At 59.4% G+C, this 23412-nt stretch carries 13 protein-coding genes; 6 read left to right on the top strand and 7 right to left on the bottom strand.

Annotation, left to right across the window (positions count from 1 at the left end; all coding sequences use genetic code 11):
* Positions 1-16 precede the first annotated feature (16 nt).
* Together PSH79_RS21515 and PSH79_RS21510 are read left to right on the top strand one after the other, a co-directional pair.
* The gene (locus tag PSH79_RS21515) at positions 17-403 is read left to right on the top strand and encodes a tol-pal system YbgF family protein (protein ID WP_042560673.1); all 387 of its coding nucleotides are present in this window, start codon (positions 17-19) and stop codon (positions 401-403) included.
* 232 nt (positions 404-635) lie between these two features.
* The gene (locus tag PSH79_RS21510; RefSeq protein ID WP_305439478.1) at positions 636-995 is read left to right on the top strand and encodes a PilZ domain-containing protein; all 360 of its coding nucleotides are present in this window, start codon (positions 636-638) and stop codon (positions 993-995) included.
* Positions 996-1088: 93 nt separating this feature from the next.
* Here PSH79_RS21510 and PSH79_RS21505 read toward each other — a convergent pair whose 3' ends face one another.
* A complete protein-coding gene (locus PSH79_RS21505; RefSeq protein ID WP_305444048.1) occupies positions 1089-1442 on the bottom strand; it encodes a DUF6124 family protein in 354 nt (117 codons plus the stop codon).
* A gap of 463 nt (positions 1443-1905) precedes the next feature.
* Here PSH79_RS21505 and PSH79_RS21500 point away from each other — a divergent pair, with 463 nt between their 5' ends.
* The 4 genes from PSH79_RS21500 (at position 1906) to PSH79_RS21485 (ending at position 16676) form a co-directional block, all read left to right on the top strand.
* Positions 1906-4653 (top strand): hypothetical protein, encoded by a 2748-nt coding sequence (locus PSH79_RS21500; protein ID WP_305439477.1) that lies wholly within the window; start codon positions 1906-1908, stop codon positions 4651-4653.
* Positions 4654-4801: 148 nt separating this feature from the next.
* Entirely contained in the window at positions 4802-8467 is a 3666-nt protein-coding gene (locus PSH79_RS21495; protein ID WP_305439476.1) for a Tc toxin subunit A, read from the top strand.
* Positions 8468-8521: 54 nt separating this feature from the next.
* Positions 8522-12613 carry a neuraminidase-like domain-containing protein gene (locus tag PSH79_RS21490; RefSeq protein ID WP_305439474.1) on the top strand — a complete coding sequence of 1364 codons (4092 nt, stop codon included), beginning with the start codon at positions 8522-8524 and terminating at the stop codon, positions 12611-12613.
* Entirely contained in the window at positions 12606-16676 is a 4071-nt protein-coding gene (locus PSH79_RS21485) for a hypothetical protein (RefSeq protein WP_305439472.1), read from the top strand. Before PSH79_RS21490 ends, PSH79_RS21485 begins: the two co-directional genes overlap by 8 nt.
* Before the next feature lie 8 nt (positions 16677-16684).
* Here PSH79_RS21485 and PSH79_RS21480 read toward each other — a convergent pair whose 3' ends face one another.
* The 6 genes from PSH79_RS21480 to PSH79_RS21455 are packed head-to-tail and all read right to left on the bottom strand — an operon-like array spanning position 16685 to position 23401.
* On the bottom strand, positions 16685-18016 hold the full coding sequence (locus PSH79_RS21480; RefSeq protein WP_305439471.1) for a DUF58 domain-containing protein: 1332 nt from the start codon (positions 18014-18016) through the stop codon (positions 16685-16687).
* Positions 18013-19014: a MoxR family ATPase gene (locus PSH79_RS21475; protein WP_305439469.1), complete on the bottom strand. Its 1002-nt coding sequence runs from the start codon at positions 19012-19014 to the stop codon at positions 18013-18015. Before PSH79_RS21475 ends, PSH79_RS21480 begins: the two co-directional genes overlap by 4 nt.
* The gene (locus PSH79_RS21470) at positions 19011-20171 is read right to left on the bottom strand and encodes a DUF4350 domain-containing protein (protein WP_305439468.1); all 1161 of its coding nucleotides are present in this window, start codon (positions 20169-20171) and stop codon (positions 19011-19013) included. Before PSH79_RS21470 ends, PSH79_RS21475 begins: the two co-directional genes overlap by 4 nt.
* Positions 20168-21715 carry a DUF4129 domain-containing protein gene (locus PSH79_RS21465; RefSeq protein WP_305439467.1) on the bottom strand — a complete coding sequence of 516 codons (1548 nt, stop codon included), beginning with the start codon at positions 21713-21715 and terminating at the stop codon, positions 20168-20170. Before PSH79_RS21465 ends, PSH79_RS21470 begins: the two co-directional genes overlap by 4 nt.
* Positions 21702-22679: a stage II sporulation protein M gene (locus tag PSH79_RS21460; RefSeq protein WP_305439466.1), complete on the bottom strand. Its 978-nt coding sequence runs from the start codon at positions 22677-22679 to the stop codon at positions 21702-21704. Before PSH79_RS21460 ends, PSH79_RS21465 begins: the two co-directional genes overlap by 14 nt.
* Positions 22676-23401, bottom strand: coding sequence for an RDD family protein (locus PSH79_RS21455; protein WP_305439465.1), 726 nt, complete (start codon positions 23399-23401; stop codon positions 22676-22678). The genes PSH79_RS21460 and PSH79_RS21455 overlap by 4 nt, the downstream gene beginning before the upstream one ends.
* Between the last annotated feature and the right edge of the window lie 11 nt (positions 23402-23412).

Here is a 23412-nt window from a genome sequence, read left to right as displayed (position 1 = left end):
AGACAGGAGAACCCCCATGCGATTGTTGCCCATTGCCGCCCTTGCCCTCAGCGTCCTCGCCGTCACGGGCTGCACCCGTTGGTCGATGAACCATCATTTGAACAACGCCTACAGCGCCTATGATCGCGGCAATTGCGAGCAAGTGATGCTCGAGCTGTCCAAGGTCGAACGCGCCAGCCGTGCCCGCCCGTATGTGTGGCCGGAAGTGTCGATGATGCGCGGCCAGTGCCTTGAGCGGCAGAAAATGTTTGTCGATGCGGCGCAGACCTATCAGTTCATCATCGCCTCGTACCCCAACAGCGAATACGCCTACCGCGCCCGCGCCCGTCTGGAAACCTTGCAGAGCCTGGGCCATTACCCGACGCGCAGTGCAGCAGCAGTGGTGCGGCCAACGCGCTTTTGATGGCAGTTGTCGTACAAAATCTGGCCGGTTGTACAGCCTGAGCTATAGTCGAATCAATCGGGTCTGGAGCCGTGTCTCCCATGTGCCCGTGCAACACCTGCGACTGGCGAGTGGTCAGGTGACGGCGATTTAGCGACCGTCACACCGGAAGCGGGGAGAGCGTGCCTGCGATACGGGTGCGTTCCGAAGCAAAGGTGCGGCTCTGTGAGAGAGCCATGCATGGCGAACGCGCATGTTTACCGACCGCCGGATCGAACGGCATCAGCTGCCGTATTTCCTCAGAGTGTTCAACAGTGTCACCGACAAACCCATTGGCTTTCTGGGCAACGTGTCCGAAGACGGGCTGATGCTCATCAGCCAATTGCCGATGATGACGGGCGTGGATTTCCATCTGCGGTTGAAGATCCCGTGTGGCGACGGTTGCCAGCAGGTGATCGACCTCACCGCGTGTTGCCTGTGGTGCCACGAAGACGCAACCCCGCTGCATTACGACACCGGGTTCAGCCTGCAACGACCGCCGCCGGAATATGGGCAACTGGTCGAGGCCTTGCGCCAGTACTTCAGTTTTCAGCCGTTGCCGGCTTCGGCCTGAACATCAAAAGCTAAGGATCGCAGCCTGCGGAAGCTCCTACATGGATTTTTGTGCATCCTGCAGGAGCTGCCGAAGGCTGCGATCTTTTGATGTTCACACTTTCACGGCAATCGCCCGCTCGTTATCCAGCGCCTTCTCCGCCAGCAACAACCCCATCTCGCTCAACTGATAGATCGCCATTGCCAGATGTCGCGGCTTGTCATCGAGGCTGTCCGCCAGATCCAGCAGCAGAATGCTCACCGACGAAAACGTTTCGTAAGTCTGAATGGCCACCGCTTCTGGGTTCAGGTCAGGCGCGACCATGAACATCTGCATGCCGCGATCCACGGAATTGCGCGGGTCGGGTTTGGGTTTGAGGTAATGGTCGAGGGCTTTTTCGGCGGCTTCGTGGAGTTTTTTTGATTCAGCGGATTTGTAGGGGGAAACCGAATCGGTTTCGGGGGGGATTCGGGGTTACGTTCTTCATTTTTTGCACACTCGTCGTTGGGGCCTCCACCTGTTCGCGACTCAACGAAAGGGTGGCGGCTGTAAGCAGGTTAGTCGACCGGGAGTGTGCGAACCGGCGCGCCCTGGGGCGCCCTGCAAACAGTCACCATCGAGTGCGGGGATAGGGGAGACCCGACTGATGACGCTTATACGCAATACACATAACCCGGGCGACTAAACCCGACCACTGATTGGCAGCGGCACGGATCAAGTTACGAGGCATCCGCCAAGCGCACAAGCCGGCGGATTCTGAGGGATGTGTAGGCAATGGCGCAACCCGGCGTAGCCGGATGTGGGCGGCTGTAGGAAGTCGCCGAACGGCACGGCGGGAAAAGTTACCGTCCGTCGGGACTGTCAGATTTTACAGGTGCTCATGCCAAGAGGCGCGGAGTAGAAAGGAGACCTACCAGAGGTGGGTGTGATCATGTCAGACAACGAAAACACAAGTGATGAGAAAGCCCAGATACTGGAGCTCCATTTTCCAACTCCTGATGCGCGATTGGGCAGTAAGGTCCGTATTAGTGGGAGATGTTTTCCGCGTGAAGAAATTACGGTAGCCGGGTGGGGTGTTTATTACCCAATCGTGGATGCGCAGGGCTACTGGTCTCATGTGGAGGAGTTGACGGGATTTCCATACCCGGTTCTCGACTATGTTTTAACAATTAAAAGAACCGGCCAGACGGTCAAGGTAAGGGTGAGTTGGAGGGAAAATTGGGGGACCTATATTGTTTTCCCTGCTCAAGGTGCTGTTGTGGAGCCTGGGAAGCCTTTTGTAATGAAGGGAGAGGCAATAACGGGTTCTACAGTCACAGTGAAAGATTCCCTTAGTGGCAACACATTGGGGACTGCCCGACCAGGGGCGGGAGGGGAGTGGGAAGCGATCATCAGCCCACCCTCAGACGTCAAAGAGTTGCAAGTTGAGGCCTCACATGATGGTTTTGGCGGCTCTCCGCTGCCGTTCAAAACTTCATACGTTGTTGGGCCGAGCATTCCTCGCATCACGCCTCCCGCGGCTGGAAGTGTGCATGACCTGACATTTTATATAAGCGGGAGTAACGGCATCCTGAATGGCGTTATTCAACTACGGAAGGAGGCGGGCGATAGCCCCGAGCTTGGCCAATCGATTGTCTCCAGTGCACAGGGGAACTGGAAGGTCACGGTTAATGTGCCTCCGGGCAATAATTCGCTGGTCGCCGAGCAGGTGCTGGGTGGGATACGTTCCGGACGTAGTGTCCCCGTTGGCTTTAAAGTCCGCCCCTCCCCCTTTATCGCGGTCGACGTCGAGATCATCGACACCTCAATCAAGTTCTCTGGCACCGCCCACGCCGGTGCGACAGTGGTGATCAGCGTCCCCGGTTCGAGTATCACGCCACCGCCGTCGGTGGTGGCAGACCTAACCACAGGCATCTGGACGACCACTGCTACAGGCTGGCCGTACGGCACTGGCACTGCGCAGATCATACAAAAGGTCGGCGACGGTGCCAGTGGCTGGATCGAGTCGCGGCCCTTCACATTCTTGGTCGAAAACAAACTGCCTGATGTGAGTGAGTTGGCGTTCACCCTGGACTATGAACCGACCTTTAGCGGCATCGGCAATGCCCGTGCGACGGTCTTGCTTTGGGAGATCGATCGTGAAGTGGCGGTGGCGTCTGATGTTCTATTGACTGCCAATGGCCCATGGTCAAGCAAAGCCTCGGAAACATGGGGGCCTACGTACAAGAGGCGAATTCGCATCAAGCAAACGGTAGACGGGCAGCAAACTGAATGGGTTTACCTCGATGTGAGCATCCCGCCGCTGGCCCCAGGCCTGAGCGATCCGGTCGAGAATGGCCTTTATCCCAGGTTCAGCGGCACTTGCTGGCCAGGCGCAGTCGTTAACATCCAATTCAGCGACGAAGACGATATTGTCCATAAGGGGGAGGTGGTCGGTGGGGCCTGGACTTTCCGGCGTGAACAGGCGTTTGACCCCGGTGAGCATACCGTGACTGTCACCCAATTCGCCGCCGAGCAAACCTCCGCGCCGGTGTCTGCGACCTTCCCCATCACACGTCCCATGCTTCAACCGATCATTGTCCAACCGCATCCGGATGGCGTGGGCCGCAACGTGACCATCTTCGGCACGAACGGTATGCAGGGCGCCACGATGCAGTTGCGCGATGTCCGATTCCAATCGCCGCTGGGACCGGCAAAACAACTGGATGCAGGCGGCGTCTGGTGCATCGACCTCACTGGCCTCGAGTACCGGCGGTACACCATCGATGCGCTGCAAACCCTTAATAGCATTCCGTCCGAGCGCAGTGAGCAACGCTCTTTTGATGTGGTGCTGCTGCCACCGGACATCGATCATCCGACGCTGGGTGGCAAGCTGCCGCGTACCGCAAAAATTGTCGGGCGCGGCATGGCGAGCGGGCGTGTCGAGGTCTTTCTGGAGGGGCTCGCCGAGCCGTTGCTCACGGATATTGCGGTGAGCCGGGAGGGCAGTTGGGAAGCTGAGGTGAGGCTACCCGTGGGACACGCAACCCTTTGGGCCCGGCAAACGTTCAGAGATGAAAACGACAGGCTGCAAGAATCAGAAAACTCTCTGCCATTGTCCTTTGACGTCGTCCCGGCGGCGCCGTTTATCGAGACCCCGCTCGAGGGCGAGCAGGTCGGGCAGCGGGTGGTGGTGTCCGGCTTCGGTGAGCCGGGCGATACCGTCACTGTGCAGCTGAACCTCGGCACACAAAACACCGTCGTGCTGGAGGATCGTACCTGGTCGGTGACGGTGACCTCCACGTTGTCGAGCGGCTTTTTCCCTTTGGAAGCGAAGGCGATGTACGACGGCTTCGAGTCGGACCCCGCGCAGCGAATGGTCGAACAGAGCGCGTATCGACCCATCATCGATGAGCCGGCAGCCGGACGTTGGCTCAGTGATCCGGTGTCCCTTGCCGGCAAGGGGCGCGAGGGCACCGTGCATGTGGTGAGCTGGTTCAACCCGGACGTGAAGTGGTCGCCGCCGCTGGACGTTTCTGGCGAGGCATGGCGCGGCGAATCCGACGTGCCACTGCCACCGGGGGGCAACTGGTGTCGGGTCGGGCAAACGCTTGATAACGATCCCACTGGGGTAACGGCCTCGGATTGGGAGGTGAGCGCACGCGTTGAAGTGGTGCCAGCGTCATTGAAAAAAACCTGAGGTAAAAAGTCGATGAACGGTCAATAAACCTGTCAGATATGACAGTAGACGTTGACCGTGTCGAAGCGCCAAATCCTACTCAATGAATGAGCAGCCTGACCATAACGTCAGGTTGCCCGGGCCCGTTGTCGCCTCAAGGAAACTGATCATGGTTGATTCGCGCCGTCCTGCTCTGCAACTGTTTGATGAGTTGTTTGCTGAGGAACAACAAGTACAAAACATCGGGCTGGAAAACCTCAAGACCTACCTTGAGCAGGGGGGGTCGATTTTTCCCTTGGTGGAGAAGGGCGTTCAAAGCCTGGTCAGGGAGCATCGGGTCACCCCGGAAGACGCGCAGCGATTTCTGCGCGGGGCCAACAGCATGGCCACGTATTTGCGTCGTCAGTTCATCGAGCAGACCCTGACCGGCAGCAAGACCGCTCCAGCCCGCAGCTCAAGCGGTTTCTTGTCGATGGTCGACGGTCCCGATTATGAAGGGTTGATCGGCACCGACTTTGCCGCGCTGTGTCCGCCAGATGCCTTGGAGTCGCTCACGTCGCCGGTGGCCTATCTGATTGAACTGTTGCGCTGGATTCGTGACCGAATCAGGCCAGGAGACGGTCAGGAGGAAAAATGGCGTCTGCATGTGCGCCGCAAGGATTTATTGCCGCTGTCTGTCGACTTCAATGCGGTGTATCAGTCGATATCGTCGGTCGACATCATCGTATCGGTGCTGGAGACATTCATCGCCGCTAACACGGAAGCCGGGACAGATGCGGCGATTGAAGACGCGCTGATCGAAGCTCGCTATCCCAACGCTCTGCCGTATTACCAGCATTGGGTCACGATTGATGGCATTGCGCAGCTCCATAACCTGTCGGCGGGAGATTTCGAGCACAGGGTTGACCTGGCGTATCCGTATTTTCTGCAAAGTAACGCCCGGGGGCCCAATACCGGTCGTGGTTTCGCCCACGCTTCAAGACTTGGCCCCTATCAGCGGCTACTGCTGACGCAGGATCGTGTGGGTCATGATGATCGCAAAGATTTTTATGCCGACAATTTCGGTACCGTGGATGCGCAAGAGCACGCAAAACTTAATCAGGTCGCGTTTCTGGGCGAACGAACAAAGTTGACCAGTGCGCAGATCGAAGCGTTGCTCTCGATCCGCGATTTTGCTCCGGTGCGTTCGGCCAATGTGAACTACCCGGATTTACTTCATGATGAGCCGGAAAGTGGGCGTTCCGGATCCGTCTACATCAATGACAACACTTCACCTGGTGTGCGGATTGACGACGAGTTACAGGAACGTCATCGACTCACAGCAGACCCCGACGACCCAACCGGCTTCAACCGCTATGACCGGATAAACCAGATGGTGCGTCTGGCCAACTGGACAGGGTTGCCTTTCGATCAGGTGGATGCCGTGCTGGTAGCCGCCATCAGGGCAACAGCGCTCGGCACTGCACCGAAGCTCCCCGCTGCACAGGAGATGAATATATCGAGCGGCGTGGTGCATGCACTTGGCCTGTTTCAGACTTTGCGCGAGCGCTACGAATGCACCGCCGCGGATTTTGCAGTGTTTATCGGTGAGCTGTCGGTTTACGGCCGCGGCCAGGCGCTCTCGCAGTTCGACCAGCTCTTCAACGATCAAGCGGGCTATCGCGAACCCCTGAGACTCGACAACGGAACGTTTGCACTGGCGCCGGCGCCGGGTGAGGTTGATTTGACGATCAGCCAACTGTGCAGCGGTCTGGCGATCGACCTGCAGACTTATTACTACCTGGCAATGACGGTGGCCAGGGCACAGGGCATGACGGACACCCTGACACGCAGCCCGGCGATCATTTCCGCCTTTTGCCGCTTGGTGAGACTGCCGCGGTTGTTGAACATCACACCGGTCGAAGGGGTGCTGATGTTGTCGGTGCTGGGCGGGGATAGCTGGGTTAATGGCGTGGCGGGTATTCCTTACATCCATAACGTGCCGGGCGGTCCGCCGGATGTGCTGGAACTGATCGATGCCATGCAAAGTTGCGTGCAGTGGTGCGAGCAAAGCAATCTGCCGGTGCTCTGGGTTTTGCAGCACGCGGTCGTTGCGCAACCGGCCCTGGAGCCGTCCGGGCAGGACTTGCAGTTTTTCGAGCAGATTCGCAATTTGCTGCCGACCGCCCTGTTGTCCAATAGCGCTTTTCTGATGGCGGGTGCACCGTCTGCCGGGGCCTCGGACTGGCTGGAGTTCCTCGTGACATCTGCCGATGGCATTGATCCGATTGTCGACGCCTATGGTCTGGTATTGCCCTACGACGGCACCGCCGAGCAGTACCTGGCCTTTGTCCGCGAAAAAATCACGTGGGCGGTCGACAGTGCCCTGGGGGTGGTCGAGCCACTCTTGCGCCAGACCATCATCGACATCATGACCAGTGTGCTGTTGCAGATTCGCGATGCTCAGGTGTCACTGGTGAAAGAGACGCTGGCCGTGTATGCCGGCGTCGGTGTGGAGCAGGCCATAGTGATCCTGAACTGGGCCAATGCCACGGTTCATCAATTGCTGCTGCAGGTGCTGGAAACCACCGGCACGGATTCCGGGGAGACCGACCGAACACGCAACCGCATTGCCAACGCCTTGCTTGATCTGTTGGCTGAGGTGCGGCGCCGCAGCGAGGTGGTGTCGACGCTGGGGCTCAGTGCAACGCTGTTGCAGGATTATCTGGATTACGGCTACAGGGCCTGGCTCGCTCAGGACAACAAGCATGAGTTGTCGGTACGCACGCTTTATTACCTGACGTCGCTGACCCGGGCCTTCGGCTTGAGCGAGCAGCCGGAGCAGAAACTGTTGGACTACCTGCGCCAGGTCAATGCACTTCCCGATGTCACGGGTGATGCGATGAGTCTCGCGCAACAGGCTGCCGCTCTCAAACTGGCCGATTTTTTTGGCTGGAGCGTGCAGGAAGTACGCGAGTGCATCAGTCGCATTGATCCGACCGACCTCAAGGTCCTGAAAAACCTCATCCAACTCGATCTGTTGATGCGTATCCGGGTGCTATCCACCGAGAACGGTATGGATGCGTTGACCATTTTTCTGATCGGTAACTTGCCCGAGACCGTCGACAGACAAGCGTATGCCGAGGCTGCCGAACTTGCCCTGTTGGGCGAGTCCGGTGCGCGGGCACCCATGGTGTATGTGCCGGGTGACCTCAAGGCGCTGGTCACGACCACGTGCGAAGTATGGGGTGACAGCTTTGTGGTGGCCAACAAGCCTGGAGAAAAAGTCACCTATAAGGTGACCCTGAAAAATGCCGAAGGGAAGTTGCTCAGTGGTGTCCGCGTTTACTGGCGCGCCACCTTGGGCAGCGTCGAAACAGGCGCGACCGAGCTGGACGGAACACTGCTGGCCAACTTTATTCCCGGCAGCGTCATGGGCAAGGAAACGCCCATCTTCTGGCTGGATTTGTTTGAACCGGAGTACGCCCCTCCTGTGGAGATCGGCGCCGATTTCTCATCGCTGTCTTTTCCGCTTTCAGAGCTGTCGCCAACGCCTTTGGGGCAAGTGCCGAAAGGTCAGGAAGTCGAACTCTTCGCCGTGCTGGAAGACGATTACGAAAACCCTGGACAAAATTCGCTGGTGGATTGGTTTGCGCGCAGCACCGGTTCTTCAACAAATGCCGTTGCGACTATTCGGCCAGCCCAGGGGTTCACCAATCAGCAGGGGCTTACGCGGGTCTTTGTTTCCAGCACAACGGGCGGCACCTTCACTTTCAGTGTCCGCACTCAGTCTGGCGAGAGCGAAAGAACATTCGTCGACCCGATCACCTTTGCGGGTGAGTCGATATCGGGGTGAACGGTATCGCTTGGCGAACGGTTGTCCCCGGGTTCTACCCCAAGGAGCAAGATCATGGCGTTGAATAATATTGGCGGGCTGCTGGAAAAGCGTCGTTCGGCGCTGCTCGACTACTGCATCGGACAAGTTGGCAATGCGAAATACCCTTTTCTGAAAACCCCGGCCGATCTGTTCGAGCTGTTGCGCATGGATCCGCTGGACACTTATCAGGTGCAGAGCTCCTGGGTTGCCGAAGCGACAAGCTGCGCGCAGCAGTACATTCATGCGGTGTATCGCAAGCTTGAGCCGGGCTTTGAAACGGAACAGTTCGACAAGCAGCATCTGGCGCAATGGGAGTTGTACAACAACTACCCCGACTGGGCGGCGGTGCAGTTGATCTCATGCTACCCGGAAAACTTCATCAATCCCTTTGTGCGTCAGCGCAAGACCAGCCTGTTCAAAACCCTGGAAAACAACCTCAACCAGGCGCGCTTGAATGACGATTCCGTGCAGTCGGCACTGCAAGACTATTTGCAGGCATTCGAAAAGACCTGCGATCTGGATGTGATCAGTTGCTACATGGACGGCATGACGCCTGCCCGTGCCGATTATTACTTCGTCGGTCGGCAGCGGGTGCAGCCGTTCCAGTATTTCTGGCGCAAGGCCGAGATTGAACTCGGCGCCACGACCGTCGCGGTCAATCCGGCTGCCTGGAGTGAATGGCAAGCCGTGGAGATTCCGTCCGGCAACAAGGTGCTGGATATACGGCCGGTGGTCTGGAATGGCCGGTTGTGTCTGGTCTGGGCCGAATGGCGCGACAGGGTCGCCAGCAAAGCCGCGCAAGAGTACTCACCGAACAAACTGGACATCAACCTGGCGTTCATGACGCAGAACGGCCAATGGTCTGCCCCCTTGAGCATGCACAGTTCGGAGTATGACCACACGCTGTTGCCGGGCACCCGGTTGATTGCAAGCGTGCGCACCGACTATCTGGATCCCAAGGGCAAGCTGGGGGTTTTAATGACAGGCCAGTTTGAGTTTGCTGAGCCTCAAACTCCCGATCTGAGGGTACACGCGGTTTACGACGTGCTGATGCGCCCCGTCACCGGAGACGGTGGGGGCTGGCTGGATCTGGCGTTGGAACATCGATTCGTCAGCAATGAAACGGTTCAACACCCGTTGAGCAGTCAGGTCACGGTTGTTCCTCGTGTAACGACAGCGGGCTCGATGACGCCATATCTGGATCTGCAAGTCATGGCTTTGCGAGTGGGAACTGACGATGTACTGATGGTGCAGGGGTTTTGCTGGCCTACGGGGCTTGCCAATGGTCTGCGGAGCGTGACTCTGACGGGGCCAGGCGCAGGGGGGGATCCAGGGCCGATAGTTGAAAAAGTTGACCAGGCTGGCGGCTGGGTGATCGCGCCGTGGATATCCAAACGAGAAAAAGGCACCTGGTCGGTCAGTTTTTCATTCGGATTTGCCAATTGGGCGGGGGGGGGAGAAAAGTCGTTTACTCTGACGGTTGTCGACCTTGTGGACTTTGTCCCGCCGAGCCTGCACAAAAACACCGTCGATGCCGCGCAGTTTCTTTCCTTCAACCAGACCGGGCTGGCGTTGAAATACACCCGGCTCAATTCATTGTTTGGCCCGGAACTGGTGCAGCGTTCGATTTCCGTGGATGGCGTTCTGGGCTGGGATACCCAGTTTTTGCCAGAGCCGCCGCCGACCGATGCGGATTTCGCTGAGCCCAATGGTGCCTTCAATGGTGCCAACGGTCTGTTTTTCTGGGAGCTGTTTTTTCATCTGCCGCATTTGATGGCCACGCGCTTGCGCGATGAGGAGCGCTTCCGTGAGGCGCAGAACTGGTTGCATTACGTGTTCGATCCCCAGGCAACTGCCGATCCTGCAGGGCCGCCGCCGATTGCCCATCCAAAACCGAGGTATTGGCGCTGCCGGCCTTTGGACACCGACAGTGGCACCGTCGATCCGAGCTGTGAAAGTCAAAACCCTACCGACCCGGATGCCATTGGTTACGCGGCACCCGCGCACTTCCAGATTCTGGTGTTCACCGATTATGTGAAAAACCTGATGGCCTGGGGCGACTGGTACTACCGGCAACTGACCCGCGACAGTCTGGTGGCGGCCAAGTTGTGTTATGTCCAGGCCGGGTTTCTGATGGGCAAGGCGCCCACGGCCAACACGGCTACGCGTTGGCAAACCGACACGGTCGAAAACCTTCTGGGCCAGAGCATGACGCGGCCGAGTCTCGAAGCATTCGAACAGACGCTGGATTTCAGCCTGGCAGATTTCCCGGCCGCCTCCGATACCCCGCCCATGCTCGGGCTGCTGGCCTGCGGGCCTTTTGAAATTCCGATCAATCAGTCACTGCTCGACTTGTTTGCAGTGCCCGAGCAACGGCTGCATAACCTGCGCAACAATCTCACTCTGGACGGCAAACCTCTGGATATCCCACTGTTCAGCCCGGCTACCGATCCCAATCAATTGTTGCGTGACCTGGCGGCCGGTGGCGTGGCCGGGCCGAGACCGATGGGGGGACGGCTGGTGGTCAATGCGTTCCGCTGGCGCGTGACCTTCGAAGTCGCATTGCGCGCGGTCCAGGCGTTGCAGGATTACGGCAGTCAGGTGCTGAATCTGCTTGAGCAACGCGATCGCGCCGAACAGGAAGAGTTGCAGCACAACCATCTGGTGGAATTGGGCAGCTACGCCGAGACGGTACAGGAGCAGTCCATCGCTCAGCTTGTCTCTAACGTGACGGCGTTGCAGCAAAGCCGGGCTGTGGCGCAGGAACGCGCCGATGCCTACGCAACGCGCTACAACGACAACGTTTCGGCGATCGAATATCAGGTCATGGCCAGCCTGAAACAGTCGAAAACCTCCGCCTTGCAGGCCAAAGTAGTCAGAACCGCAGGAGGAGTCGTCGCGGCATTGCCGAAAATCTTTGGCCTGGCCAATGGTGGCTTCAAGCCCGAGCACGCATTCGATGCCGTTGCCTTTGGTCTGGAGATTTCCTCGTCGCTGTTGCAGATCGATGCCGACAGTCAGGCCACCACCGAAGGCTATCGTCGGCGCCGTGGCGAATGGGCGCTGCAACGCGACCAGGCGCTGGCGGAGGTGCGTGCTATCGATGCGCAGATCGCGGCGCAGGACTACGCCGTCAGCGCTGCGCGATCCAGCCTTGCGCAAACCCTCAGGGCCAACGCTCAGGCATTGACGGTTTACAACTACCTGAAAAAACGCGCGAGCAATGCCGAGTTGTTCGGCTGGATGCTCGGCCAGCTCAAGGCGCTGCACTATCAGGCCTACGATGCGGTCATCAGTCTGTGCCTCAGCGCCCAGGCTTCGCTGGCTGCCGAAACCGGCGATTACGATGCGCAGATCCCCTTGCCCCAGGTCTGGCTCGATCACCGCCACGGCCTGACCGCCGGTGAGCAGCTGCGTGGGCATCTGCTGCGGCTGGAACGTGAACACCTGCAACGTCAGGAACGGCGGCTGGAGCTGGTAAAAACCATCTCCTTGCGGCAGTTGTTCGAGGACGAGGTCGACCCTCAGGTGGGCATTGCCGGTTGGGCAGATGCATTGGCGCAATTGAAGGACACCGGCGCGCTGGAGTTCAAACTGACCCAGTTGTTGTTTGATCGGGATCATCCGGGCCACTTCTGCCGGCAGATCAGTTCGGTGGAAGTCGATCTGCCGGTACTGACCGGACCCTTCGAGGATGTCCGGGCGACCTTGCTGCAGATCAGCAGCATGACGGCGACCCGGTCAACCACGCAGTCGGTGCAGTACTTGCACAATCCGGGCGCGGTAGCGCCATCGGATGTGGTGATCAACCTGCGCAGTGGTCAGCAAATAGTTCTGTCGGTCGGGCTTGCCGATAACGGCCTTCACGGCACGAAACCCGATGAGGGTCTGCTCAATCCGTTTGAGAACACCGGCGCAATCTCCCGCTGGAGATTAAGTTTCCCGTGGCCGGGGAAACGGCTGCAAGCCGCCATGCTCGACTCGTTGACCGACATCATTGTGCGCATCCGCTACACCGCCAAGGCCGGTGAGCTGACGTTTATCCAAAAAGTCGAAGACATGGTCACCGAGGCTGAAAACGCCCGGCTGAACAAACAGCTCAAAGGAGCGGGTAATCATGAATGAGCCGGTTATCCAAGCGAATGAAAGTCTGGTGCGCAATGGCGATTTCAATAACGCGTTGAGCCATTGGACGCGTAAAGGCCTGGTGGGCGTAGATGCAGATATATATGAAGGCTGGCTGACCAATTTTATGGATGTCGGGGTTGGTGGCGTGGCCACCCAGACCATTACCGTTCCTAAAAAGCCCGACACCAACGCCCGTTATGAATTGACGTTTCTGTGTGAGCTGCGGACCGGAGTGTCATGGTCGGGCGATTCAGGCTGGTTGCGCATCCTCAAGGGCGGCGATGTGCTGATGAGCATCGAGCTCAAGAAAGGCGCTTCACGCAACGTCGAACAGGATCAGGCACATCTGGCGGCGGGGCAGCCGTTGGTGTTCATACCGATTGCCTATCAGGCATCCCTGGATGAGTTGGCGTTCGATAGTGGTGACGAGCTGAGCGTTCAGATCAGTGGTGTCCCGGCCAACCCTTCAGACAACCGCTCGACTGTCTGTATCACCCGCATCGACCTTCAACTGAAACTGGAGCCGCTGAAACTTCAGGCGATCTGTCTGGATCAGGAGGTGCTGACACCAGGCCAAACGTTATATCTGTGCCTGGGGGCATCCCTTGGCGGTGGACAGGGCAACCCCTCGTTGTACATCCCGCACAATTTGTCGTTTGTGCCAGAGGCAGGCAATGCCTGGCTGGATACCCAAGTGGCACTGACCAGCCCCGGCAACCCCCTGGACGCGGTCAAGGCTGTACCGGATTGGGGTGTCAATCATGAGGTGGCCTCGCCATGGTCCCTCGACTGCCCGATGCTGGGTGAAGAGAAGAGCTACGATTTCTCGATAAACCTGATTAACCAGTACAACGCTGAACCCTATTCGATCGATGTATCGCTGGGCCACCACCGTGTGGGTATTCGCGAGAGCCAGGAAGCCGCCTACTACCCGGTGTTTGAATATGGGCAAAGTGTCCGGCTGGGTGTGCAAGTCATTTCGTTTTATACCAGTCAGGCGCTGGATGGCCGGAGAGTCACTTGGGCGAGTGCCGGGCAAGGTGTGTTGGCCACCGGTACTACCAACGAGCAGGGCTGGGTTTACCATGACTTTGCGCCCTCGCACGCGGGCGACTTCATTGTCACGGCATCGGTCGACAGCCCTTATTACGCCAGCGGCGAAGTCACTCACGCCTTTGAGGTGACGGTGTTGGCAACGGATCCGTGGAAGGATTTGCGCGCCGTCGTCGAGAACGCCGAAACGCCGTGGGAGGTGACCGGCTATCCGAACCGGGGCAGCGATCATCCTTTTATCATGCGCTTGCCCGCCGAGAGTCCCTTGCGAGGAACTGATCTGTCGCTGCACTGGAGCGGCGCCGGGCATGAACAGCTGGGGGTCACGGTCAGTCCGGCGCTCAGAGAGCCGGTGCCGTTCGATGGCGAGGATATTGTCTGGACCCTGACCAGCGAGGATCGGCTTGACGGTCGCTTCGAACTGTCACTGGTCTGTTCGAAACTTTTGTTGCCATCGCCCGGCAAACCCATGTCGCTGGCGCGCAATCGGGTGAAGGTCGGGGCGGTGCGCGAGGCCAACAAGTTTCCGCTGGTGGACGAGTCGGAGGGTGTGTTGCTGCGGGTACAGGCGGTACATGACGTGGCCGGCGGCGACGGTGATCCGGTCAGCAATGCCTTGGTCGAATGGCAGATTCCCGACGGGGATACGGTTTACGAGGTGACCGGATCGGGCGGTTGGGCGAGTGTGCTGTATACGCCAAAGACGGTCGGCGAAAAGATTGTCACGGCCCGTCTCAAGGCTCACCCGGATGCGGTCTCGGTTGAACGACCTTTCACCGTTACAGCCATTGACACGAGCCCATGGAAAAATCAGGTCAGCATCTGGCTCGACGATGTGGAAGTCGAACGCAATTCACTCGGCCTGCTCTGTCGACGGGGGCAGACCTCTACCCTGAAAGTCGTGCCGCAGGCCGGCAGTGAGTGGATCGATCAAAACATCAGCCTGCATTGGCGCGGGGGCGATCCGGATATTGGCTTGAAGCCCGCAGACCTTGCATCACCCAAGCCTCTGTCAGAGGCCGGAGTGGAGTGGAAACTGGTTTCTGAAAAGGACTCCAGCCTCAGCAGTCTGTTCGAACTGGAACTGCGCCTTGAAAATCTGCCAAGCGTTCGCGAGTTGTCGGGCCGCCTGATGGCCGAGGATCTCACCGAAGAAGTGGCGTTGATGTTCGATCAGATACGGTCGGCGCTGGATGCTCAGAAGCTGTATCCGTGCCTGGGCGCTGTTCACCGCTTCAATGTGTTACCTCATGCGTTGAGCCCGCTAGTGGGGCTTGAGGCGTCGTTGACATGGTCGGGAACGCCGGTCGAGAGTCTGGGCGCGACGGTTAAACCGGTGATGGAATATCCACAAACACTGAGCGACGGTGGGGCGAACTGGACGTTGGACTTTACGGCCAGTCCGGAACCGGGAGAGTTTGCCCTGACCCTGGCTTTACCTCAGCTGAACTTCGAGGCGGTCGCCAAGCCGATGGCGCTGGCGCATAACAAAGTCAGGTTTGAGGCGTCGCGTGAGTCTGCGGTGGACCCGGTCATTGGCCAAGAGCCTGCGTGGATGTGGGTGCAGGTGTACTCGCATTTCACCGGACGTCCCGTGGACCAGGCGCCTGTGAACTGGATCATCGATGAAAAAACCAGCCATGAAGCCACCACTGCCGATGGCTGGAGCGGCTTCGCCTTTGCGCCACAAACCGTTGGCGAACAATGGGTGACGGCGTCGCTACTCAGTCCCTATGACGGTTACGAAGAGCGTTTGCCGATAAAGCTCCTTGCATTGGATGAAGACCCGTGGAGCGGGCTCACCGTTGAGTTTGACGGTCAGGCACCGCAACCCTGGGGGCAGAAGACCTACTTTCCCCGCCGCAACGGGACCTACAGATTGACTGTGAAAGCAGAGCAAGGTAACGCGTTGCTGGATCGCCAACTGACGCTGGGCATGACGGGGACTGGCCCCCGGCCGTTGGGTATCCAATTTACTCCGTCGGTGCTTGGGATTCCCAAATTGTTCAGCAGCGCGGGATTCAGCTACGACTTTACCGTCGCAGATCTGACGGACGGCGGTTTTGCGTTATGCCTGGCTTCCGAGCGGCTGGCGAGTTTGTCACCGGCGAATGCGATGTCGCTGGGACGAGGCGAACAGGTGGTGAAAATCGCAGAGCGTCAGCGGGTCAATCAGACATTGCTGTGGGGGGAGGCGGTGACCGAACGGGTCACCGTGATTTCGGTGGTGAGTGGCCGGCCGATGGTTGGCGTAACCGTAACCTGGCGTAGCCCGGATCTTGGTCTCGTGACCTCGACCACCAATTTTTATGGTGTGGCGAAAATCGATTTTTTGCCAACCACACCCGGAGCCTTTGAACTGACCGCGACGGTCGGGAATGAACTGTATTCGGATTCGGTTTCGCTGGCGTACTTTCTGAGTGAACCTCGGCAGATCAATGCGTTGGTCGTTGATGAGCCTGGCGGCTATCCCGGCCAGCTTATGACCGCACAGGCGTGGGTGGTCTCGGCAAAAACCGGCGAGCCTATGGCGGATGTCGAGGTGATGTGGGAATACGACAACACATTGATACCGGCAACACTGACGGATGCCAAGGGCATGGCAACGTGTAGTTTTACCTTCGGGACACCAGATGAGGCTTTATGGGCGTCGGTAAAGGGCGGTTTGACTGGCTGGGATGTGAAAGCGCTGCAGTTGAACTTCCATGAGCCTCCAGCGGCCGTGGCGTCCGTTGTCGCTTCGCCAAATCCGGTTCCCTTGCAGACTTATGTAACCATGACTGCGTTGATTGTGGGCAAGGAGTCTGGAGAGCCGATGCCTAAAAGAACAATCCAGGTCTCAAATAATGGAGGCCCCTTCATCCAAGCCACTACTGATCACAAGGGACAATATGCGAGCTATTGGAGGCCGATGTCTTTGACGGATAACATTTCCCTCGCCGTCAAGCTCAGCAACCCTGATGGCTCCTCGGACAGTGGTGCCGTATATGTCACGGTGGTGAGTTGATCGACAGTTTAAAGCGCGGCACTTCGTTTCCAGCTGAGATACCGCGCCACCAGTTCGGCTCCCAGCTGCGCAGGCCGAACATCCACCACCGGCACTCCATGAGCACTCAACCGCTCATGGAGTTCTGCCCGTTCATTGAGGTAGCTGACCGTCCCGCAGTAGGCCAGTGCCTCAGGCAGTGTTTGTACCGGCGTATTGCGCAGCGTATCGAGTATCTCTTCGCGCAGGCTCGCTACCAGCACGCGGTGTTGTGTGCTCAGGCGTTTGACGGCGCCGAGCAGTTCTTCATCGTCTTCATCGCGCAGGTTGGTGACCAGCACCACCAGCGCCCGGCGTTTTTGTCGAGCCAGTAGTTGGTTGGTGGCCGCCTGGTAATCGGCCGGGCGTTGCGTGCTGTCGAGGTCGTAGACACTGTTGAGCAGTATGTTCAATTGGCCGGTGCCTTTGACCGGGACGAGATAGCGCGGTTGATCGCAGGCGAAGGTCATCAAGCCTACGGCATCGCCCTGGCGCAGCGCGATGTAGCTCAGCAGTAAACAGGCATTGAGTGCGTGGTCAAAATGCGACAACTCGTCGTCCTGGCTGCGCATGCGCCGGCCGCAGTCGAGCAGGAAGATGATCTGCTGATCGCGCTCGTCCTGATATTCGCGGGCAATCGGTGTGCGTTGGCGGGCGGTGGCTTTCCAGTCGATCTGGCGCAGACTGTCGCCTTCACGGAATTCGCGCAGTTGGTGGAATTCCAGACCCTGGCCGCGGCGTTGTTTCTGGCGTACGCCGAGCTGACTGAGCCAGTTGTCCACGGCCAACAATTCGCCACCGTAGAGCCGAGCGAAATCGGGGTAGACACGGGTTTGGTCGATCACGCTGAGCAGCCGTTTACCCGACCATAAACCCAACGGGCTCGGCAGGTTCATTTCGCATTGCTCGAAGCGGAAATGACCGCGTTTGAGCGGGCGCAGGCGATAACTGATCTGGCTGTTTTGACCGGGCCGCAGCTCGACGCTTTGTGGCAGGCTTTCGAAGTTCAGCCCCTGCGGGACATGGTCGAAAATCTGAATATTCAGTGGTGCGGCAAAGTCATGTTCAACCTTGAGTTGTACTTCACCCCAGCGCCCGAGCGCGAGGCTGCCGGGCATTTGCCGTTTGATCCGCACGGCGGGTAATCGCTTCAGGCGCAATGCATCGAGCGTCGCCAGCGCCAACAATGCCAGCAGCAATCCCCAGTTGATCGCCGGCAGACTGGCCGGAATGTCGATCTGCAACGCCTGCAAAGTGCCCAGCACAATGCCGACGGCAAGCAGCGCAGCAAGCCAGATCAGCAGCAGTCGTGAGGGTTTCACAGACGCGGCGCCGGAATCTGGTCGAGCAATTGCTGGAGCACCTGATCGACTTGCAGCCCTTCAATATCCAGCTCCGGCGCAATCCGCACGCGATGGCGCAGCACGGCCAGCGCGCAGCCCTTGATGTCATCGGGAATCACGAACTCACCACCACGCAACAGGGCGCGAGCGCGGGCACAACGCACCAGTGCAATTGAGGCCCGAGGCCCGGCACCGAGGGTCAGGCCCGGCCAGGTGCGGGTGCTGCGGGCAAGGCGTACGGCGTAATCGAGCACCTGATCGTCCAGCGGCAAGTCACTGGCGATGCGCTGCAGGGCTTGCACGTCCTTGGCCTGCAACACGGTGCGCAGTGGTTGCACATCGAGCATGTCGGCGCGGGTCGAACGGCTGACCTGACGCACCATGTTCAACTCCTGATCCGCGTCCGGGTAGTCCATGCGCACCTTGAGCATGAAGCGGTCGAGCTCGGCTTCCGGCAGTGGATAAGTGCCTTCCTGTTCGATCGGGTTCTGTGTGGCCAACACCATGAACGGCTGCGCAATCGGCAGAGCGCGGCCTTCGAGGGTGACCTGACGTTCCTGCATCGCTTCGAGCAGCGCCGCCTGGGTTTTTGCCGGGGCGCGGTTGATCTCGTCCGCCAGCAACAGGTTGGTGAACAATGGGCCTTTGCGCAGCTTGAATTGCTCGGTGTGCAGGTCGTACACGGCATGCCCGGTGACGTCGCTGGGCATCAGGTCCGGGGTGAATTGAATGCGCGCGAACTCGCCGCCAAAGCAGCGCGCCAACGCCCGCACCAGCAGGGTCTTGCCCAGCCCCGGAACGCCTTCGAGCAACACATGGCCGCCGGCGATCAACGCGGTCAGCACGTCGTCGATCACCGCATTCTGGCCGATGACTGCTTTGTGCAACTCGCTGCGTACCGCTTGCGCCAGTTGACTGGCACGGTGGCGTTGCTGAGCGGCGTGGCTGGGGCTGCCGGGCTCGATCTGTTCAGTCATAGCGTGTTCCTCAAGGTTTGCAGGTGGGCGACCTGGCGGCTGAATTCAGCGCTCGACAAGCGCTGGTCCGGCACCGGGCTCAAAGCCTGGCTGATGGCGCGGGTGGGTTGCCGGGTCAGGCGCGACAAGGCCAGCCATTGTTCGGCAACGTTCAATTGATCGAAACCGGGATGGCGGCGTCGGGCGCGGCGCAACACGTCTTGTTGCAAAGCTTGCAGCAGCGACTGCTGGCCGTTGTGGCGCAGCATGAAATCGGCACTGGCGCGTAGATGTTCCTGCAACTGTCGACGGCCACTCGGGGCGGGCGCTTGCAGTGGGCCGTGGCGGACGCTGGCTTGCCACAACCACAGGCCGATCAGGGCGAGCAGGGCGACGATGGCCTGCGGGAAGTAGCGCCAGAGCAGCGTCAGCAAGCCATCGTGCGCGTTGTTGTAGATCAGCGTGACGTCAGTGTCAGCGCTCAAATACCAAAGCAGCCAGGCATTGTCGTACTCGGCGATTGCCGGGGTTTTCCAGAGTTCGGCATCGGTGACCACGGTGATGGAGCCAAGGCTGTAGGGCAGTTGCATCATGTGCGTAGCCTTGGCGCTGTTGGCCCAGGCTTGCGCAAGGTTCTTCGGGTCGTCGAGGTGGAAGTCGGTGTCGAACCCGGCGTAGGCCGGTGCGTCTTCATCCTCCAGATACAGCTTGGTCAATTTCGGGAAAGGGTCTTGTTCCTGATCGGCAGGTGGGGCCTTCAGATCCTTGCTCAGGGATTGATGCAATTGCACGCGATCCAGCAGCAGGTCGTTGCTCTGTTTGGTCTGTTCATCCCACAGCGATTCGGCGACAAACACCAGCCGCCCGCCGGCCCTTGTCCAGTTCAGCACTTGATCGACCTCACGCGGGGTCATCCGCGAACGATCGTTGAACAGCAGCAGCGTGTGTCCGCGTGGGTCGATGTCCGGCAACACCGCCAGACTTTCGGCATGGCTGACCTCGATGCCGCGCTTACGTAAAAACAGTTCCGCCGCCAGATACGGATTGGCCTGCGCGGCGGGCGAGGGGCCGTGGTCGACTTCTTCCTGATAAGGCTTGGCTGACAGGAACAGGAAAGCGCTTAACCCACCCAGCGCCACGACCCACGCGCCGACCCACCACAACGCGCGCCTGCTCAACGCGAGGCCCCGTGGCCGAACAATGCGCGCCAGCCAGCGCACAGTTCCTGTTGCAGATGCGCGGCAGGTACGCGATGCCCGTAGGCCATGTTCAGCCAGTGAGCAGTGAGGGTGCGGCTGAAGGCGAGCAGTTCCGGGTGCTGGAGTTGTTCAATGCGCGCCAGCACCTGATTTTCGGTGTCGGCGGCTTTGAGCGGCAGATCGAAGTCGTGAAGCACATGGCTGAGCAGGCCGCGATAGAGCAGGCTCAGCGCTGCCCGAGGCTGGGTTTGCCAGAGTTGTTCGGCGTGGGCGGCGATGTCGTCGGGCAGGGTGTCGCGGTTGAGGTCCAGGCCAAAGGCTTGCTGCGGTGCAGGTCTCTTTGCCCGGGCGGGGCGGGCCGGCCGGCGGCTGACGAACGCCTGGAGAAATTCGCGATAGCGCCAGAGCAACCAGGCAAACGCGGCGATCACTGTGCCCCACAGCAACACCTCGATCACCTTGGCCAAGGCATTGAAGCGCTGGCCGTCGAGCCAGCCGAGCAGGGTTTTAAGCCACTGCGGGGCTTCGCCTGCCTTGTCGGATTTGGCCGCTGGCGCCGGCTCGTCGCCAAAACGGTAACGGGTGACGGACTCCTTGTTCTTGAATGGCGGTTGTTCGAGCAATGCCTTGATGCTGTCGCGTGAGGCCTGACTGGTCAGCGGCTGATTCAACAAGCGCGGCGCCTCTGGGCGGCTGTCCGGTTCAGCCGCCCAGGCCGGGGGCACGTTCGGCAGCAGCAGACACACCGCCAGCAACACGCCGAGCATGCTGCTGTTCAGGCGTTGACGCAGGCGACGGAATACCAGTTCGATGTCCCATGCCTCCAACTGTGTGCGCCGATTCAGATAGAGACTGAATCCGCAGGCTACGTAAATCGGCTCCCACACCACCAGCACCAGCGCATAGAAAACGTTGGTCAGGTGCTCCAGCCAGCGCCAGTCGTGATCCGCCGCGAGGATCATCGACTGCCAGTCCCAGTCGGTTTCGATCTGTTGCGGCAACAGCAGGTAGAACAACACCATCAGACCAATCCACAGCGCCGTTTCCAGATGCACGCCGATGATCGTCAGCCACTGCGCGGCGCCAGCGTTGCGTTGCAACAAGACCTGCAAGCGCTGCTGACGGGCGTTGCCATCCAGACCTTCGAGTTGCACCACGGGCATCAGGAAACTGCGGCTCAAACTCAGGCGTCGCCAGGTCAGGCTGGCCAGCAGTTGCGGTTTGAGCAGGCGCGGCCACTCACGCAGGGCGTGTCTGAGCGTCGGCGTTTCGCCGAACAGCGCTTTGGACAGGATGTACAGCGGCAGGCGTTCAAAGGCCGGTTTCAGCCACCAGAAAATAAACACCGCCAGTGACGGCGAATCCCACAGCAACACGCTGAGCAAGGCGAACAACGGCAGGGTGACGATGGCCCAACTGGTCATGAGCAAGCGCCGATGCTGCTGACTCATGAGCACACCAAGATCCATGGCTTCCCAGGTGGTACGCGGACGGATGACCACGGTTGCGTCACTCAGGCGCATGGCGTGTCCTTCCGGCAAACAACAAATAGCTCGCCACTAAAATCCACAGAGCGGCACCGACCAGATATTTGGTGAGCGCAGCGACGCTGGTTTTCGACGACCAATAGGCTTCGATAAACGCGGCGATCAGCAGGAACAACATGACCCCACAGATCAGCAGCACGCTTTTGCGCGCGGCGCGTTTCAACGCTTCGGCACGGGTCAGGCGTCCCGGTGCGATCAACGCCCAGCCCAGTTGCAAGCCTGCCGCGCCGGCGAGGGCAATGGCTGTCAGTTCAAAGGCACCATGGGCGATAACGAATGACCAGAAGGTCTGGCCGTAGCCGATTTCACTCAGATGTCCGGCCACGGCACCGATGACCAGACCGTTGTAGAACAGAAAAAACGCACTGCCCACCCCCATCAGCAAACCGCTGGCGAAGGTCTGAAAGGCAATGCCGATGTTGTGCATCACGTAGTAGCCGAACATCACCCAGTCTTCGCTGGCCGCACGTTCGGCCGGGCGCCCGAGGTGACCGGCCACCGGGTCGTACATGCCTTGCATCTCGCGCACCTGATCGGCGGGGAGCAGGTTGTAGACCAGTTCGGGAAACACATAGACCAGCACACCGACGCCGATCAGGCTGCCGAAAAACAACAGGCCGGCAACCAGCACAAAACGCCATTCGGCACGCACCAGACGCGGGAAGTCGGCGAGGATGAAGCTCAACAGGTTGGCACCCAAACGACTGCGATGCCGGTAAAGCTGTTGATGACCGCGCAACACCTGCTGCTGCAGGGAGTCGATGAGAAAACTGCTGTAGCCACGTTCCTGCGCCAGCGCCAGATGTTGGCAGAGGTGCCGATACGCTTTGGGGAAGCCCGCCACTTGTGAGGTTTCCTTACCCCGTTCTAGACGTTCAAGGGCCAGGGCAAAACGCTCCCATTCGGCCTTGTGGCGACTTTCGAAAAGACTTTGCTTCATGTCGGGCCCAACAAGCCGCGGGCGATGCCGTTGAGTTCGGTGACTGCTTTGGGGGCGGAAATACGCAGTGGCTGGGCCAGTAGTGCTGCCAGTTCATTGACCCGCGCGGGCGTCAGATCGGCCTGACGCTCGGCGAACCCGAGCAGCGCGCGCTGTTCGCTGAGGGTGAGGGCAATCGGCGCGCGGCGTGGTTCGGCGGCGGGCAGTTGCGGGCGGACGAGAGGGCGTTCGCTGTAAACCACCAGCGTACCGGCGGCGATGTCACCCAGACGCTTGAAGGTCGGGTGATTAAGGCAACTGAGGGTGCCGAGGAAATAACCGAATGGCAGCAGATCGACAAAGCGCAACAGGTTGCGCAGCAAGGAAGCCGACCAGCCTATCGGGGTGCCGTCATCATGCACCACGCGCAGGCCCATCCATTGCTTACCCGGCGAGCGTCCCTGGCGCAGCACTTCGAACAGCACCATGTACCACCAGCTGACCGCAAACAGCAGCAGCGAGCCGAGGCCCATGCCGAGCTTGCCGAAAAACGCCAGAACGATGAACAGCACGCCCATGACCGCGCCGCGAATGCTCAGGTCAATCGCGAAGGCGATGGCCCGCACCATCAACCCGGCGGGTCGCAGCGGCAGCTCGATGCCTTCCGGCGTTTCGACCTGATGCCGCGTATCCAGCGGCGGGGCCAGCGGTGCTTTCCTTGGCGGTGCTGTCGGCTCGAGCATGGGCTTCCTGA

It is taken from the genome of Pseudomonas sp. FP2196 (assembly GCF_030687715.1).
In the GTDB taxonomy this organism is placed as follows: Bacteria; Pseudomonadota; Gammaproteobacteria; order Pseudomonadales; family Pseudomonadaceae; genus Aquipseudomonas.
Note: the sequence above shows the minus strand (reverse complement) of the source record. Positions and strands in the feature narration are given on the sequence as shown.

Coding starts and splice junctions, on each gene's coding strand:
- PSH79_RS21515 (WP_042560673.1), top strand. CDS start 17: ATGCGATTGTTGCCCATTGCCGCCCTTGCCCTCAGCGTCCTCGCCGTC.
- PSH79_RS21510 (WP_305439478.1), top strand. CDS start 636: ATGTTTACCGACCGCCGGATCGAACGGCATCAGCTGCCGTATTTCCTC.
- PSH79_RS21500 (WP_305439477.1), top strand. CDS start 1,906: ATGTCAGACAACGAAAACACAAGTGATGAGAAAGCCCAGATACTGGAG.
- PSH79_RS21495 (WP_305439476.1), top strand. CDS start 4,802: ATGGTTGATTCGCGCCGTCCTGCTCTGCAACTGTTTGATGAGTTGTTT.
- PSH79_RS21490 (WP_305439474.1), top strand. CDS start 8,522: ATGGCGTTGAATAATATTGGCGGGCTGCTGGAAAAGCGTCGTTCGGCG.
- PSH79_RS21485 (WP_305439472.1), top strand. CDS start 12,606: ATGAATGAGCCGGTTATCCAAGCGAATGAAAGTCTGGTGCGCAATGGC.
- PSH79_RS21475 (WP_305439469.1), bottom strand. CDS start 19,014: ATGACTGAACAGATCGAGCCCGGCAGCCCCAGCCACGCCGCTCAGCAA.
- PSH79_RS21465 (WP_305439467.1), bottom strand. CDS start 21,715: ATGCGCCTGAGTGACGCAACCGTGGTCATCCGTCCGCGTACCACCTGG.
- PSH79_RS21460 (WP_305439466.1), bottom strand. CDS start 22,679: ATGAAGCAAAGTCTTTTCGAAAGTCGCCACAAGGCCGAATGGGAGCGT.
- PSH79_RS21455 (WP_305439465.1), bottom strand. CDS start 23,401: ATGCTCGAGCCGACAGCACCGCCAAGGAAAGCACCGCTGGCCCCGCCG.